Source organism: Arthrobacter sp. Soil_C_49 (assembly GCF_057656635.1).
Genome location: NZ_JBDGJZ010000002.1, coordinates 408,106 through 423,787, shown reverse-complemented (window position 1 = coordinate 423,787; position 15,682 = coordinate 408,106). Strand labels below are relative to the sequence as shown.

The window sequence follows — 15,682 nt, the reverse complement described above, 5'->3', positions numbered from 1 at the left end:
AGCCTTCATACCCGTCCACGCCCACAGCCAAAGGATCCAATGGACGTCATTCTTGAAAACCTGCCCCTGTACTGGAACGGTTTTCTCCGCACGCTTTTCCTCTCCGTAGTTTCCGGGGTCATCGCGCTGGTGCTCGGGACCCTGCTCGCGGCAGCCAGGGTTTCCCCGGTAGCAGCGCTCCGCGGCTTCAGCACCGTTTACGTGGAAGTTCTCCGCAACACCCCGCTGACCATCGCCTTCTTCTTCGCAGCCATCGTCCTCCCCCGGCTCGGAGTGAAATTCGAGCAGTTCGAAATAGCCGCAATCATCGCCCTCAGCAGTTACACCGCAGCGTTCATCGCCGAAGCTGTCCGCTCAGGTGTCAACAGCGTCCCCGTTGGGCAGGCCGAGGCCGCCCGGAGCATAGGCATGAACTTCGGGCAGGTCCTGAACCTCATCATCCTTCCGCAGGCACTGCGGACGGTGATCCCGCCACTGATCAATATCCTCATCGCCCTGGTGAAGAACTCCTCCGTAGCCGGCGCCTTCTTTGTCCTTGAACTGTTCGGTTACGGCCGGCAGCTGGCCAACGCCAACGGTGACGCCGTAATCCCCGTCCTGCTCGGCGTTGCCTTCTTCTATCTGCTCCTCACCGTTCCCCTGGGCATCCTGGCCAGTACGGTGGAACGAAAGGTGGCGATTGCCCGATGAGCTCGGTACTTTATGACGTTCCCGGCCCCAAGGCCCGCCGGATCTCCCTGATCGGTTCTATTGTCGGTTCGCTGCTGATCCTGGGCCTGCTCGCCTGGATCATCATGACCTTCGCCCAGCAGGGCATCTTTGAGGGCCGCCGGTGGCAGATCTTCACCCGCGGCGACGTCTGGATGCTGCTGGGCAACGGCCTGGGCGCCACGCTCAGCGCCGCCGCGCTGGCCGCCGTGATCGCCTTCCCGCTGGGACTGGCGCTCTGCCTGCTGCGCATCTCGGATGTGGCGTTCATCCGCATTCCCACGCGGGTGGTGCTGGAATTCCTCCGCGGAATGCCCGTGGTCCTGATGATGCTGTTCGTCCTGCTGGGCTTCGGCACCTCGCCGTTCATCGCCGTCGTAACCGGCCTGGTGCTCTACAACTCGGCAGTGTTCGCGGAGATCATCCGGGCCGGCATCCAGTCTCTGCCCAAGGGCCAGCGCGAAGCGGGCCTGGCCATCGGCCTCACCAGCTTCAAGTCCCGGATGCTGATCGAACTGCCGCAGGCAATCCGGCGCATGATGCCCTCGCTGGTGGCGCAGATGGTGGTGCTCCTCAAGGACACCTCGCTGGGCTACATCGTGGCGTACGGCGAGCTCCTGCGCGCGGTGCAGGTGATGGCGGACTTCCTGGGAACACAGTTCCTGTTCCCCATCTTCTTTGTGGCCGCGGCAATCTACATCGCGATCAACATCCTCGTCTCCAGGATTGCGGTCTGGATCGAGCGCCGGGGTTCAAAGAAGGCAGCCGGCGGGGTGGCCAAGGCCGAACCCGAGAAAGCCGAAGCCCCGGTGCCCTGACCGGTCAAACAGCAAATGGCCCGGACCGCGTCCCCTTGGGGTGCAGCGGTCCGGGCCATTGTTGTTAAAGGCGTGGGCCGGCTTCGGCGTTCAGAGTGCCTGGGAGGTTAGCCTGCCAACCAGTCCTGCAGGGCCTGCAGGCACGTCCGGATGGCATCGGCATGCACGTGCTCGTTGTCTTTGTGCGCCAGCAGTGGGTCGCCGGGCCCGAAGTTCACCGCCGGGATCCCCAGCTCGCTGAAACGCGCGACGTCGGTCCAGCCGTATTTGGGCTTCGGCTCGGCTCCCACGGCGGCAACAAAGGAGGCGGCGGCCGGGTGCTGGAGCCCGGGACGCGCCCCGGCTGCGGCATCAGTGCGGACGACGTCAAAACCGTCAAGGAGTTCCCGCACCACCGCTTCGGCCTGGTCCGGCGTTTTGTCCGGCGCAAACCGGTAATTGATCTCCACCACGCACCGGTCCGGAATCACATTGCCCGCGGTGCCGCCGTTGATCCGGACCGCATTCAGGCTCTCACGGTAATCGAGGCCGTCCACGGTGACGGTCAGGGGTTGGTAGGCAGCCAGCCGGGCGAGGATCGGCGCCGCGGCGTGGATGGCGTTGCTGCCCATCCAGGCGCGTGCGGAGTGGGCGGCTTCTCCAACTGTTGACGCTTCGAACCTGCTGGTGCCGTTGCACCCGCCCTCCACCGTGCCGTCGGTGGGTTCGAGGAGGATGGCGAAGTCGCCGTCGAGCAGGTGGCCGTGGTTCCGGACCAGCCGGGCCAGGCCGCTCTTGACGGCTTCCACTTCCTCATGGTCGTAGAACACAAAGGTGACGTCGCGCTTTGGCGCGGTCCCGCCGTCGAACATTGTGGCAGCGAGGGCGAGCTGCACTGCGACGCCGCCCTTCATGTCGGTGGCGCCCCGGCCGTACAGGACGCCCTCCCCGGGGACACCGGACTCCCAGCTGGACGGAACAGTACCCAGGGATCCCTCGGCGAGGGGCAGCGGGACGGTGTCCAGGTGTCCCGCCAGGATGACCCGTTCGGGATTGCCCAGCTCGGTGCGGGCAATGATGGCGTCGCCGTCCCGCACGATGTTAAGTTCCGGGATGGTGCGCAGGGCCGCCTCGACGGCGTCGGCGAGATCCGTTTCATTGCCGGACACACTGTTGATGTCCATGATCGCGGCAGTCAGGAGCGCGACGTCCTGGCGGAGGTCAAGGGGAAGGGTGGAAGATTCCGGAGCGGTTTCGGCAGTCACGAAGCCAGTCTAGTTCGGAGCAGGTCCCCGCCCCTCGATAGACTGGGGCAATGACTGAGACTGCTTCCTCCGCTGTGCCCGAAACCCGGACTGCCCCCACTGAAGAACGTTCCGCCTATGGCTTTGGGGTGGCCACCATTGCCGTCGCCAATGGAGATGCCGCCGTGCTGGACGTCTGGTTCCCCGCACCCTCGCTGGGCATCGCTGCCGAACACCTGCGGGCAGTGGAAAACGCGGACGAAGCACTGACCCGGATCGCCGAAGCCGGCACCGACGAGGACCGCGGAACCGAGCAGAAGGTGGTCTTTGTACAGATCAACCTCGATGAGGCCCCGGCCGATACCGCTGACGCCTACCTGCGCCTGCACCTGCTCTCGCACCGCCTGGTCCGCCCGAACACCATCAACCTGGACGGTATCTTCGGCAAGCTGCCCAACGTCGTCTGGACCAACTTCGGCCCCACCGCCGTAGAAGGCTTCGAACTGACCCGCGCCCGGCTGCGGCGCCGCGGCGCCGTGACTGTCTACGGCATCGACAAGTTCCCGCGCATGGTGGACTACGTTGTGCCCACCGGTGTGAGGATTGCCGACGCCGACCGGGTCCGCCTGGGTGCGCACCTTGCCGAAGGCACCACTGTGATGCACGAGGGCTTCGTGAACTTCAACGCCGGAACCCTGGGCACGTCCATGGTCGAGGGCCGGATTTCCGCCGGTGTGGTCACCGGTGACGGCAGCGACGTGGGCGGCGGCGCCTCCATCATGGGCACCCTGTCCGGCGGAGGCAAGGAAAAGATCACCATCGGCGAGCGGGTCCTGCTAGGCGCCAACTCCGGCGTGGGCATCAGCATCGGCGACGATTCCGTGGTCGAGGCAGGCCTCTACGTGACGGCGGGAACCCGTGTGCGCGTGCCGGGCCCCAAGGACGAGGTGGGCGAGGACACCACCAAGATCGTCAAGGCCGCCGAACTCTCGGGTGTCCCCAACCTGCTGTTCCGCCGGAACTCCACCACGGGCGCCGTGGAGGTACTCCCCCGCGCCGGCCAGACCGTGGAACTGAACGACGCCCTGCACGCCAACTGATCCTGCATGGCACGAAGACGCGGCATGCGCCGCCTACTGGTGCTGTTGCTCACGCTCGCACTTTTGGCCGGCGGCGTCTACGCGGCGGTGTTTTTTGTGCAGCGCTCGGAAACCTTGGTTTCGGAGCGCTGCACCGCCGTCGTTAATGGCAGGACGGCTGAACTGGCTCCGGACCAGGCCGTCTACGCTTCCCTGATCACCGCCGTGGCGGTCCAGCGCGGGCTCCCGCCGAGGGCCGCAACCATAGCCTTGGCCACGGCCATGCAGGAGTCCAAGCTCCGCAACATTGAACATGGGGACCAGGCCGGGCCGGATTCGAGGGGGCTGTTCCAGCAGCGGCCCTCCCAGGGCTGGGGAACCGAAGAGCAAATCATGGACCCCTTCTACGCCACCAACGCCTTTTACGACGCGCTGGTCAAGATCCCCGGCTACGAGTCGATGGAGATCACCGATGCTGCCCAGCGGGTCCAGCGTTCAGCGTTTCCCACCGCCTACGCCCAGCACGAGCAGATGGGACGCTTTTTTGCCTCCGGGCTGACCGGCGAGACGCCCGAAGCCATCCAGTGCACCCTCCGCTCGGCAGGTGCCGCCGGCGACCCCGCCGCCGTTTCGGACCAGCTTGCCCAGGCTTATGGCCTCCCGGTCTCGGGCGTCGAAGGGCAGACACTGGTGGTGGAAGCCGAAGGAAGCCAGGCGTGGTCCGTGGCGCAATGGGCTGTAGCAAACGCCAAGATCCTCGACGTCACACGGGTGGAAGTGGCCGGGCGGACCTGGAACCGCGACGACCGGGACGGCTGGCAGCAATCGACGACCCCGGACGGCCAGGTGCGGATCACTGTAGCAGCGGCCGGCACGGGGGCCTGAGGGCCCTTCCTAGACCAGGATTTCCACGACAGGCTGGACGTAGCTGCGGAACAGCTCCGGCTGGCTCATCAGCTGGTGGCTCATAATGATCTTGTCCGGCTCGAGGTACCAGGCCCGCTGTTCATTCAACGGCAGTTCGATGATGGTCAACTTGAAGTCGCGGGCGTTGCGCCCCACCTCCATCAGCCGGTCATCCACCATGTCCTCCAGGAGCTGGTCCGCACCGTTGGCGGCCCGTTCAGCTTCGAGCTCGGCGTACTCGCTTCTGCGTTCCCGGGCCCAGGTGAGAGCCGAGCCGAAATGCGCCTGAAGCACCCGCTGCAGTGCGGGCGAATTGCCGAAGGCCTCGAACTCGGGCGGGGAAAGCTCCGGGGATGTCTGCGGGTGCGCCTTCAGCAGCTGTTCCCACCACGCCTCCCATTCGGTCTTCAGCACGCCCAGGCCGCCAACATCGGCGGTCAGATGGGAATGGTCGGCGTGACGGATCTTGGGAGCTGCATGGGACAGTGCGGGATGGCCCGCCCCGTCCAGTCCGGCGGCATCGCGGATATACAGGGCGATCATCATCGGTCCGGATGTGTCGGTGGTGATCTGCCACCCGGAACCGGTCTTCTGCTGCATCCGAGGTCCTTCCTGGCGCGCTCCTGCCGGGTCTGGTGATCCGGTGTTGCGCCCCCGGCTATCAGTCTATTCCCCCGCGTTGCCGACGTTAATGAAATTCACCGGGCCAACCCATCGAGGTGCCGCTCCAGGACATCCGTGCACATCCGGGCGGTCATCCATCCCGGCTGCAACAGGGCATGCATGCACAGGCCGTCAAGGGTGGCCAGAAGCCTCTCCGCCTCCACCACCAGCGACTCCTCGGATTCGTGGGCGGGAACCAAAGTGGTGACCACCCGGCCCATGACCGCGGCCACTTCGCGGTGGCTGCGGTCCGCCTCGGCGGCAAGGAACGGTTTGATCCTGGCAGCATTGCGGAAGGCCATCCACACGCAGGATTCCACCGCCCGTTGTTCATCCAGCGGCAGGAGTTCGCCCAGCAGTGTTAAAACGGCGGTGCGCCCTTGGGCACTTGCGGGCGGATGGTCCTGCAACCCTGGCAGCGCTTTCTCCAGCCTGCCCACGATGCTGTCAATTACCGTGGCGAACGAGAAAGCCAGCAGTTCCTCGCTGCCCGCAAAGTAGTGCCTCACTGAGCCGACGGCAAGCCCGGCCTCGTCTGCCACTTCCCGCAGCGACGCTCTTTCCAACCCGTCGACGGCGATGATCCGCCATACTGCTTCGACTACTTCCTGGCGCCGGGCTGCGGCATGAACGATTTTAGGCACTCCTCTTATTTAGCACGGCTGTGCCCAATAGCAGCCGGGCTCGCCGGTTTGCCCGTAAAGCACCGACATCCTGGCCGCAATGTGGCTTCTACCGGCGGGACCGGCAACAGTTGGGATAGCGTTGGGAGCATGAAAATTCTGGTTACAGGGGGCACCGGCTACATCGGTTCCCACACTGTTTTGTCCCTGCAGGAAGCCGGCCATGACGTGCTGGTCATCGACAACCTGGTCAACTCCAGCGAGGAGTCCCTCCGCCGGGTCGCAGAGCTCACCGGCAAAACAGCGCAGTTCCACCACGTGGACCTCGTGGACGAGGCCGCCGTCGAGAAGGTCTTCGCCGAGAACGACGTTGACGCCGTGATCCACTTCGCCGGGCTCAAGGCCGTGGGCGAATCCGTCCGGGAACCGCTGAACTACTACTACAACAACCTCGTGGGCACCCTGAACCTGATCCGCGCCATGGACCGGCATAACGTCCGCTCCATCGTATTCAGCTCCTCCGCCACCGTCTATGGCGAACACAATCCCATCCCGTACGTCGAGAAGATGGAAATCGGCGCCAACAACCCCTACGGCCGCACCAAGGAACAGATCGAGGACATCCTCTCCGACCTCGGCGCCGCCGATCCCCGCTGGCACATCGCCCTGCTGCGCTACTTCAACCCTGTCGGCGCCCACCCCTCCGGCCGGATCGGCGAAGACCCCCAGGGCATCCCCAACAACCTCGTCCCCTTCATCGCCCAGGTCGCCGTGGGCCGACGCGAGAAACTTATGGTCTTCGGCGGTGACTACGACACCCCGGACGGAACCTGCCTGCGCGACTACATCCACGTGGTGGACCTGGCCGAGGGCCACCTCGCCGCCTTGAACCACATCACGGACCGCACCGGGGTGTTCCGCTGGAACCTCGGCTCCGGCACCGGTTCGTCGGTCCTGGAAGTGTTGCGCAGCTTCGAAAAGGCCGTCGGCAAGCCCATCCCCTACGAGATCACCGCACGCCGGGCCGGTGACCTGCCCGCCTTCTGGGCCGACGCCACCTCAGCCCTCGCCGACCTCAGCTGGTCCACCACCAAAACCATCGACCAGATGTGCGAAGACCACTGGCGCTGGCAGAAAAACAACCCGAACGGCTACAACTCCTGAACAACAACGCGGGGTCACTAAATGCCCTTCGGGGCCCCTATATTGGGCGTTTAGTGACCCCGTGTTGCTCTCTTGGTCATTAACAACGAACGGCCACCCACCTCGATGAGGTGGACGGCCGCCGTCGTAATGGCTGGTATCAGCGGGCGGGGTAGTCGCGCTCCGGCTCGCCGATGTAGAGCTGGCGCGGGCGGCCGATCTTGGTGTTCGGGTCGCTGATCATCTCGCGCCACTGGGCAATCCAGCCCGGAAGGCGGCCGATGGCAAAGAGCACGGTGAACATCTTCTCCGGGAAGCCCATGGCCTTGTAGATGAGGCCGGTGTAGAAGTCGACGTTCGGGTAGAGCTTGCGCTGGATGAAGTAATCATCATTGAGCGCCTTCTCTTCCAGGCGCAGGGCGATGTCCAGCAGTTCGTCGTTGCCGCCGAGCTTGGTGAGGATCTCGTGGGCGGTGGCCTTGACGATCTTGGCACGCGGATCGTAGTTCTTGTAGACGCGGTGCCCGAAGCCCATGAGGCGGACGCCGTCTTCCTTGTTCTTGACCTTCTCCATGTAGTCCTCGGGCTTGGTGCCATCGGCCTGGATCTGGCGGAGCATCTTCAGCACGGCCTCGTTGGCGCCGCCGTGGGCCGGGCCGAACAGGGCGTTGATGCCTGCGGAGACGGAGGCGAAGAGGTTGGCGTTGGAAGAGCCCACGAGGCGCACGGTGGACGTGGAGCAGTTCTGCTCGTGGTCCGCGTGCAGGATCAGGAGCAGGTCCAGTGCCTTGGCCACGATCGGGTCCACCTCATACTGCTCAGCCGGAAGCCCGAAGCTGAGGCGCAGGAAGTTCTCGACGAGGTTGTGCGAGTTGTCCGGGTACAGCATGGGCTGGCCGATGGACTTCTTGTGGGCGTAGGCCGCGATAACCGGAAGCTTGGCCATGAGGCGGATGGTGGAAACTTCCACCTGCTCGGCGTTGAACGGGTCCAGCGAGTCTTGGTAGAACGTGGACAGCGCCGAAACGGCCGAGGACAGGACGGGCATGGGGTGCGCGTCACGCGGGAAGCCGCCGAAGAAGCCCTTGAGCTCCTCGTGCAGCAGGGTGTGCCGGCGGATCTTCTGGTCGAATTCGTCCAGCTCCGTGGGAGTGGGCAGGTTGCCGTAGATCAGCAGGTAGGACACCTCGAGGAAGCTGGAGTGCTGTGCCAGCTGTTCGATGGGGTATCCGCGGTAGCGCAGGATGCCAGCATCGCCGTCGATGTAGGTGATAGCCGAGGTTGTGGCTGCTGTGTTCATGAAGCCGGGGTCAAAGGTGACTGCGCCCGTCTGCTTCAGCAGTTTGGAAACGTCGTAGCCTTCGTTCCCTTCAACAACCTGGATGCGCGGCAGCTTGAGCTCGCCTCCTGCATGGAGCAGAGTCGCAGCATTGTTGGTCTCAGTCATGGAGTCCCCTTCATGAGGCGTCTGGGCCTCTGTCGAAAGCTTGATCCAACATCAGGTGAGCCGCGCACGAAGCCTGAGGAGACAGGTTCCAACACCCGGGCTGCCTTCTTGTAGAAAGCCACCATTGATAGTCACTTAAAAAGTACCCGCTCCTTGGCGGGTGCCACTAATCCGCGACGTTCCAAAGTGCCCTAAAATGCGCCGGATGTGTCCGGAGTCACACCATTGTTACGGCGCTGCGCCGGGCGCGGTGCCCGGACAATTACGGTGCCGAAGCCAGCCGGGCCACGGCGGCGTCGATCCTTTCGTCGCTTCCCGTGAGGGCAACCCGGACGTAGCCGTTGCCGGCCTCGCCGTAGAAGACGCCGGGACCCACCACGATGCCGCGCTCCGCGAGCCGGGCCACGGTGTCCCAGGTGCTCTCCCCCGCCGTCGACCAAAGGTAGAGGCCGGCGTCGGATTCCTTGATCTCGAGCCCGAAGTCCAGCAGCGCCGGAACCAGCCGTTCACGGCGGCCGCGGTACAGGTCCTTCTGGGCCTCCACATGCGCGTCATCGCCCAACGCCACACGCATGGCTTCCTGCACGGGGTAGGGAACGATCATGCCGGCGTGCTTGCGGCTGTTGACGAGGTTGGGCATCAGGTCCGGATCGCCGGCCACGAAGGCCGCACGGTAGCCTGCGAGGTTGGACTGTTTGCTTAGCGAGTACACGGCAAGGAGCCCCTGGTGGGACCCTCCGGCCACCCGCGGGTCCAGGATGCTGGGGACTGCCTGGCCGCCGCGCTGGACGTCCCAGTCACCCCAGCCCAGCTCGGCATAGCATTCGTCGGATGCCACCACGGCACCCAGCTGCCGGGCCTGCACCACGAGCGCTTTCAGGGATTCAACGCTGCGGACACTGCCCGTGGGATTTCCCGGGGAATTGACCCAGATGAGACGAACGCGGGAGCGGGTCGCGTCGTCGAGCTCGTCCAGGTTGTCGGTTGCCACGGAGGTGACACCCGCGAGGGTGGCGCCGATATCGTACGTGGGGTAGGCAACCCTGGGGCGTACGACGACGTCACCCGGCTTCAGTCCGAGCAGCAGCGGCAGCCAGGCCACGAGCTCCTTCGAACCGACGGTTGGCATGATGTTCCGGGGGTCCAGCCCCGCCACTCCGCGACGGCGTTCGAACCAGCCCGCGATGGCTTCCCGAAGGGCGGGCGTGCCGTGGACCGTGGGGTATCCGGGGGCATCCGCGGCAGCCTTCAGGGCGTCCTGGATCAGGGCCGGCGTGGGATCCACCGGAGTGCCAATGGACAGGTTGACGGCTCCCCCGGGATGCTCCGAGGCCTTCGCGAGATACGGCGCCATGGCCTCCCACGGGTAGTCGGGCAGGTCAAGGCCGAACGTATTCACTGCTGCGGTCACCGTTCCTGCCTGCGTCAGTGGTCTTGGTTCTGCGGGGGCAGTGCGGCGATCATCGGGTGGTCCTTGCCGGTGTTGCCGATCTTGGCGGCACCACCGGGTGACCCGAGGTCATCGAAGAACTCTACATTGGCCTTGTAGTAGTCGGCCCACTCGTCCGGGGTGTCGTCCTCGTAGTAAATGGCCTCCACCGGGCACACCGGCTCGCAGGCACCGCAGTCGACGCATTCGTCCGGATGGATGTACAGCGAACGCTCACCCTCATAGATGCAGTCGACGGGGCATTCTTCGATACATGCCTTGTCCTTGACATCTACACACGGCTGCGCGATTACGTACGTCACGTCCCTGGCCTCTCCACGTTGGGTCCGGCGTCCCGCCGGTTCTTGCGTCCGGCAGCATTGGCCGGACTCTTGACATCTGAGCCTATTATCTCCCAGCCCGTTACCGCGAACCTAGCCGGGCCCCTAGTATGAACTGGTGAGTCAGCCTTCCACGCCTGCCGGGTTTCTTACAACTGCCGCGCCCGGAACCCGGGTTGTGGTGCGGTACCGCATCGAGGACGGCCTCACTGATGCGCTGGGACACCTGCTGGCGTGCGACGCCGGTGCCTGCACCGTCCGCACGCGGCAGGCCGACGTCGTTATTCCGCTTGAGCGCGTTGTGGCAGCCAAGGAGGTTCCCCCGGCGCCCGAGCGGCGCAGGCCGGCGCGGTAAAGCCTGCTCCCACTGTGCAGGGGCAGGCCCACCAGGCAGGTTAAAAAGAAAAGCCGGGACGACGGCGGTAATTCCGCCTGCCGTCCCGGCAGTTCAGACTTTAGGCCTTGGCACGGGCGCGGTTGGCCTTGGCACGCTCGTTGGTGTCCAGGATGACCTTGCGGATGCGGATGGACTCCGGAGTCACCTCGACGCACTCGTCCTCGCGGGCGAACTCCAGCGACTCTTCAAGGGTGAGGTCGCGCGGCGGGGTCAGGTTCTCGAAGGTGTCCGAGGAAGCGGCACGCATGTTGGTGAGCTTCTTTTCCTTCGTGATGTTGACGTCCATGTCGTCGGCGCGGGAGTTCTCGCCAACGATCATGCCCTCATAGACCTCGGAGGTGGGCTTGACGAAGAAGGATCCACGTTCCTGCAGGTTGATCATGGCGAACGGGGTCACAACGCCGGCGCGGTCAGCAACCATGGAGCCGTTGGTGCGGTACTCGATGGGTCCGGCCCACGGCTCGTAGCCCTCGGAAATGGAGGCCGCGATGCCGGCACCGCGGGTATCCGTGAGGAACTTGGTGCGGAAGCCGATCAGGCCACGGGCCGGAACGATGAATTCCATCCGGCACCAGCCGGTTCCGTGGTTGGCCATGTTGGTCATACGGCCCTTGCGGGCGGCCATCAGCTGCGTCACGGCGCCGAGGTATTCCTCGGGGACGTCGATGGTCATGTGCTCCATCGGCTCGTGGATCTTGCCGTCGATGGTCTTGGTAACAACCTGGGGCTTGCCCACGGTCAGTTCGAAGCCTTCGCGGCGCATTTGCTCCACGAGGATAGCCAGGGCGAGCTCGCCGCGGCCCTGGACTTCCCAGGCGTCAGGACGCTCGGTGGGGAGCACCTTGATGGAGACGTTACCGATCAGTTCCTTGTCCAGGCGGTCCTTGACCTGGCGGGCGGTGACCTTGGCACCCTTGACCTTGCCGGCCAGCGGGGAGGTGTTGATACCGATGGTCATGGAGATCGCGGGATCGTCCACGGTGATCAGCGGCAGGGGCTGCGGGTTCTCAACGTCCGTGAGGGTTTCACCAATGGTGATGTCCTCGATACCTGCGACGGCGACAATCTCGCCCGGGCCGGCGGAGTCGGCCGGAACACGGTCGAGGGCCTTGGTGGCAAGGAGTTCGGTGATCTTTACGGTCTTGAGTTCACCATTGGCACGGGCCCAGGCAACCTGCTGGCCCTTGCGCAGGGTGCCGTTGTAGATGCGGAGCAGTGCAAGGCGGCCCAGGAACGGTGAGGCGTCCAGGTTGGTGACGTGCGCCTGCAGGACACCCTCGGGGTTGTAGGTCGGTGCCGGGATGTGCTCGATGATGGTCTTGAACAGGGGCTCAAGGTCCTCATTGTCAGGAGCAGAGCCGTTGGCCGGCTGTTCCAGGGAGGCGCGGCCAACCTTTGCTGCCGCGTAAACGACAGGCACTTCGAGGACCTTGTCCAGGTCCAGGTCCGGAACCTCGTCCGCGAGGTCGGAGGCAAGGCCCAGGAGCAGGTCCATGGACTCGTGCACGACTTCGTCAATGCGGGCGTCGGGGCGGTCGGTCTTGTTGACCAGGAGGATGACCGGCAGGTGCGCGGCAAGGGCCTTGCGGAGCACGAAACGGGTCTGGGGCAGCGGACCTTCAGACGAGTCCACCAGCAGAACGACGCCGTCAACCATGGACAGGCCGCGCTCCACCTCGCCGCCGAAGTCGGCGTGGCCGGGGGTGTCAATAACGTTGATGGTGATGGTCTCGCCGTTGGACGACGGACCGTTGTAGGCCACCGTGGTGTTCTTGGCGAGGATGGTGATGCCCTTTTCGCGCTCAAGGTCACCGGAGTCCATGACGCGGTCTTCGAGGTGGTTGTGCTCGGCAAAGGAGTTGGTCTGCTTGAGCATGGCGTCGACCAGGGTGGTCTTGCCGTGGTCAACGTGGGCCACAATCGCGACGTTGCGGAGGTCACTGCGTGATGCAGTGGCTACCGCGGTGTTGGTGGTGGTTTCAGACATGCGTAATGGCTCGATTCAGTGGTGAAAGTCAGCTGTTGTATCGCGACATTTCCAACTGGAACGCACGACGGATCATGCCCTTTGCACAGGGCTGCTTCCTCCATTCTAGCCGCAGTGGCATTAATAGGCCTAAATTCTCCAGCGGACCGAAGGGAGCCGGCCGTGATGCGGCCACGGCGCGGGCTAGAATTAGTGAGCAAAATCACTGGCCAATCCTGCATTGATGCCACATGATTGCTCTGACACTCCATGCAAGCTCTGAAAGACACCACATGCGAAAAGCCCTGGCCCGGACCCGCGTTGCCGCATCCGGAGCCGCCGCCGTCATTGCGGTGTCCAGCCTTCTTGCCCTGTCGGGTTGCGGGGTTCCGCCCCAATCTTCCGCCGTTCCCCACCTGCAGGCTGCGGCCGCTGCAGGACAACCGGGCGCTGCCGGCGCGAATCCTGGCACTGCCGCTGCGCGTGTCCTCAATCCAGCCAATGGGCGGCTTGAGGCAGTGGTTACAGATGTCAGCAGAACCGTCCTCCTGATTGGTGATTCGCAGTCAGAACCCTCGGACGGATGGCCCCGCCAGGGCCTCGAGGCTGCCGGGTACAAGGTGTACTACTGTGGGAGGGGCGGCACCGGCTTCGTGTCCGCCAACGGCAAGACCGGCAACTACATTGATGCCCTCCTCCGGGGTGACTGGCTCCTGCCCTCCGGAACCCCGGCGCTTATCGTTATCCAAGGCGGCGGCAACGACGCCGCAACCGGAGCTTCGGACACCCGGATCACCGGCAACGCCGAGCGCCTGATCGCCGAGCTCAAGGCCCGCTACCCGGGAACCCGGATGGCCATGATCGGCACCCTGGCCCGGGGCGAAGGCAATGGGGGCGGCCGGCGCACCGAGGTGGACGCCCTGCTGGGCAAGGTGGCAGCCGCGCACAACCTGCCCTTCGTTTCCGTGGGAGACTGGCTTACCCGGTATGGCCTGGCCAAGGATCTGGCGGACGCAGTACATATGAATCCCCATGGCCGCCGCACCCTGGGGAGTTTGCTGGAACGCCGCCTTAATGACCTCGGGCTGCAGCGGAAGCCGACGGCGGACCAGCCACCCGCCCTTGCCACCGGTGGCGGCAACGACTCCTTCCAGGACTGACACTTATTCAAGCGTTTGAAGCCGGAGCCAACAGGCTCCGGCTTCAAACATTTAGTGGGACAAGGGCGGCTAGGCCACTTCCGGCGGAAGCATAAGCTTGGCGCCCGGGATGGCGTTGAGCAGTGCCTTCGTGTAGTCCTGCCGGGGCGATTCGAAGACGTCGTCCGTGGAACCGGTCTCCACCAGGCGCCCCTTCTCCATCACGCAGACGTGGTCGGCGATCTGCCGGACCACCGCCAGGTCATGGGTGATAAAGAGGTAGGTCAGACCCAGGTTGGACTGGAGGTCTGCCAGCAGGTTCAGCACCTGCGCCTGCACCAGCACATCCAGGGCGGACACGGCTTCGTCGCAGATGATGACTTCCGGATCGAGGGCCAGCGCACGGGCGATGGCCACACGCTGCCGCTGCCCGCCGGAGAGCTCGTTCGGGTACCGCTGCATGGCGGACTGCGGCAGTGCCACCTGGTCCAGCAGTTCCCGGACCTTCTTCTCCCGGCTCTCTTTGTTGCCGATCCTGTGGACCCTCAGCGGTTCCTCGATGGTCCTGAAGATGTTGTACATCGGATCCAGCGAACCGTAGGGATCCTGGAAGATGGGCTGCACACGGCGACGGAACTTGAACAGATCCGACGGCTTCAAAAGGGAAGTGTCCACGCCGTCGAACAGGATCCTGCCTTCGGTGGGCTTCTCCAGCTGGAGCACCATCTTGGCCACGGTGGACTTGCCTGAACCCGACTCCCCCACGATCGCCGTCGTGGTTCCCCGTTTGACGTCGAAGCTGACACCATCAACCGCCGCGAAGTCCGATGCTTTGCCCAGGCCCTGACGGAGCTTGTACACCTTCCGCAGGTCCTGGATCTGAAGGACGTTGTCCGCCGCTGCAGGTTCGGCGGCAGGGGCCAGCAGATCCGCGGCCTCCACTCCTTGCTCCTTGGCGGCCTGGATCCTCCGGCTGGCCAGGGACGGCGCGGACTCCACAAGCCTCCTGGTGTAAGGGTGCCGGGGGTTCCGCAGCAGGTCCAGGGAAGGGCCTGCTTCCACAACCCGGCCCTGGTACATCACTACTACCTTGTCGGCCCGTTCCGCTGCCAGCCCCAGGTCATGGGTGATCAGCAGCACCGAAGTGCCCAGCTCGGTGGTCATGGTGTCCAGGTGGTCCAGGATCTGCCGCTGCACCGTGACGTCCAGGGCGGAGGTTGGCTCGTCCGCGATCAGCAGGCGGGGCTGGCAGGAGAGCCCGATAGCGATCAGGGCGCGCTGCCGCATACCGCCGGAAAACTCGTGCGGATACTGGTTGGCGCGCCGGTGGGCGTCCGGGAGGCCGGCCTCGGCGAGTACCTTGGCAACGTCATCCGGGCCGCTGGGCCGGCCGTTGGCACGCAGTGTTTCCCGTACCTGGTAACCGATCTTCCACACCGGGTTCAGGTTGGACATCGGGTCCTGCGGCACCATGCCGATGGTGTTGCCGCGAAGCTCGATCATGCGCTTTTCCGAGGCATGGGCGATGTCTTCGCCGTCCAGCAGGATCTGCCCGCCGGAAACCCTGCCGTTGCCGGGAAGGAGGCCGATGGCCGCCAGTGCGGTCGTGGACTTGCCCGAGCCCGACTCCCCCACGATCGCGACGGTCTCACCGGGCATGATGGTCAGGTGCGCATCACGGACCGCCTGGACTTCCCCGCCGCTGGTCTTGAAGGTAATGGCGAGGTCGCGGACCTCCAGCAGCGGCGTGATCCCCGTGGTGCCGGCCTCCGCGATGCGTATTTCTGGAGTTGTCATCTC

Annotated in this window: 15 protein-coding genes; 7 read left to right on the top strand and 8 right to left on the bottom strand. The window is 64.7% G+C overall.

What is annotated here, in order from left to right:
* Positions 1 to 39: 39 nt before the first annotated feature.
* Together AC3A4Z_RS05350 and AC3A4Z_RS05345 are read left to right on the top strand one after the other, a co-directional pair.
* Positions 40 to 690, top strand: coding sequence for an ABC transporter permease subunit (locus tag AC3A4Z_RS05350; protein ID WP_493959251.1), 651 nt, complete (start codon positions 40 to 42; stop codon positions 688 to 690).
* Positions 687 to 1,526, top strand: a complete 840-nt coding sequence (locus tag AC3A4Z_RS05345; protein WP_493969943.1) for an ABC transporter permease subunit — start codon at positions 687 to 689, stop codon at positions 1,524 to 1,526. The genes AC3A4Z_RS05350 and AC3A4Z_RS05345 overlap by 4 nt, the downstream gene beginning before the upstream one ends.
* Positions 1,527 to 1,633: 107 nt before the next feature.
* Here AC3A4Z_RS05345 and dapE read toward each other — a convergent pair whose 3' ends face one another.
* Positions 1,634 to 2,770, bottom strand: a complete 1,137-nt coding sequence (gene dapE, locus AC3A4Z_RS05340) for a succinyl-diaminopimelate desuccinylase (RefSeq protein WP_498710570.1) — start codon at positions 2,768 to 2,770, stop codon at positions 1,634 to 1,636.
* 50 nt (positions 2,771 to 2,820) lie between these two features.
* On the opposite strand from dapE, the gene dapD reads away from it, so the two are divergent.
* Entirely contained in the window at positions 2,821 to 3,849 is a 1,029-nt protein-coding gene (gene dapD, locus AC3A4Z_RS05335) for a 2,3,4,5-tetrahydropyridine-2,6-dicarboxylate N-succinyltransferase (protein WP_498710568.1), read from the top strand.
* Positions 3,850 to 3,855: 6 nt separating this feature from the next.
* Positions 3,856 to 4,713: a transglycosylase SLT domain-containing protein gene (locus AC3A4Z_RS05330; protein ID WP_498710566.1), complete on the top strand. Its 858-nt coding sequence runs from the start codon at positions 3,856 to 3,858 to the stop codon at positions 4,711 to 4,713.
* Between the two features lie 9 nt (positions 4,714 to 4,722).
* Here the strand turns inward: AC3A4Z_RS05330 and AC3A4Z_RS05325 are convergent, their stop codons facing one another.
* Positions 4,723 to 5,334: a hypothetical protein gene (locus AC3A4Z_RS05325; protein WP_498710564.1), complete on the bottom strand. Its 612-nt coding sequence runs from the start codon at positions 5,332 to 5,334 to the stop codon at positions 4,723 to 4,725.
* A gap of 98 nt (positions 5,335 to 5,432) precedes the next feature.
* Positions 5,433 to 6,041, bottom strand: a complete 609-nt coding sequence (locus AC3A4Z_RS05320; RefSeq protein ID WP_498710563.1) for a TetR/AcrR family transcriptional regulator — start codon at positions 6,039 to 6,041, stop codon at positions 5,433 to 5,435.
* A gap of 129 nt (positions 6,042 to 6,170) precedes the next feature.
* Between AC3A4Z_RS05320 and galE the strand changes: the two genes are divergently transcribed.
* Positions 6,171 to 7,184 carry a UDP-glucose 4-epimerase GalE gene (gene galE, locus AC3A4Z_RS05315; protein WP_493969937.1) on the top strand — a complete coding sequence of 338 codons (1,014 nt, stop codon included), beginning with the start codon at positions 6,171 to 6,173 and terminating at the stop codon, positions 7,182 to 7,184.
* A gap of 139 nt (positions 7,185 to 7,323) precedes the next feature.
* Here galE and AC3A4Z_RS05310 read toward each other — a convergent pair whose 3' ends face one another.
* The 3 genes from AC3A4Z_RS05310 to fdxA all read right to left on the bottom strand — a co-directional run bounded on the left by AC3A4Z_RS05310 (position 7,324) and on the right by fdxA (position 10,362).
* A complete protein-coding gene (locus AC3A4Z_RS05310) occupies positions 7,324 to 8,610 on the bottom strand; it encodes a citrate synthase (RefSeq protein ID WP_498710562.1) in 1,287 nt (428 codons plus the stop codon).
* A 262-nt stretch (positions 8,611 to 8,872) separates the two neighbouring features.
* Entirely contained in the window at positions 8,873 to 10,021 is a 1,149-nt protein-coding gene (gene dapC, locus AC3A4Z_RS05305) for a succinyldiaminopimelate transaminase (protein ID WP_498710560.1), read from the bottom strand.
* A 14-nt stretch (positions 10,022 to 10,035) separates the two neighbouring features.
* Complete coding sequence (gene fdxA, locus AC3A4Z_RS05300; RefSeq protein WP_009356972.1) at positions 10,036 to 10,362, bottom strand: ferredoxin; 327 nt, start codon at positions 10,360 to 10,362, stop codon at positions 10,036 to 10,038.
* Between the two features lie 136 nt (positions 10,363 to 10,498).
* On the opposite strand from fdxA, the gene AC3A4Z_RS05295 reads away from it, so the two are divergent.
* Positions 10,499 to 10,735, top strand: coding sequence for a putative acetyltransferase (locus tag AC3A4Z_RS05295; RefSeq protein WP_498710559.1), 237 nt, complete (start codon positions 10,499 to 10,501; stop codon positions 10,733 to 10,735).
* Positions 10,736 to 10,835: 100 nt separating this feature from the next.
* Here AC3A4Z_RS05295 and typA read toward each other — a convergent pair whose 3' ends face one another.
* Entirely contained in the window at positions 10,836 to 12,764 is a 1,929-nt protein-coding gene (typA, locus tag AC3A4Z_RS05290; protein ID WP_493969933.1) for a translational GTPase TypA, read from the bottom strand.
* A gap of 272 nt (positions 12,765 to 13,036) precedes the next feature.
* Between typA and AC3A4Z_RS05285 the strand changes: the two genes are divergently transcribed.
* Positions 13,037 to 13,903: an SGNH/GDSL hydrolase family protein gene (locus AC3A4Z_RS05285; RefSeq protein ID WP_498710557.1), complete on the top strand. Its 867-nt coding sequence runs from the start codon at positions 13,037 to 13,039 to the stop codon at positions 13,901 to 13,903.
* Between the two features lie 69 nt (positions 13,904 to 13,972).
* On the opposite strand, the gene AC3A4Z_RS05280 is transcribed toward AC3A4Z_RS05285, so the two are convergent.
* Complete coding sequence (locus AC3A4Z_RS05280) at positions 13,973 to 15,679, bottom strand: dipeptide ABC transporter ATP-binding protein (RefSeq protein ID WP_498710556.1); 1,707 nt, start codon at positions 15,677 to 15,679, stop codon at positions 13,973 to 13,975.
* Positions 15,680 to 15,682 lie beyond the last annotated feature (3 nt).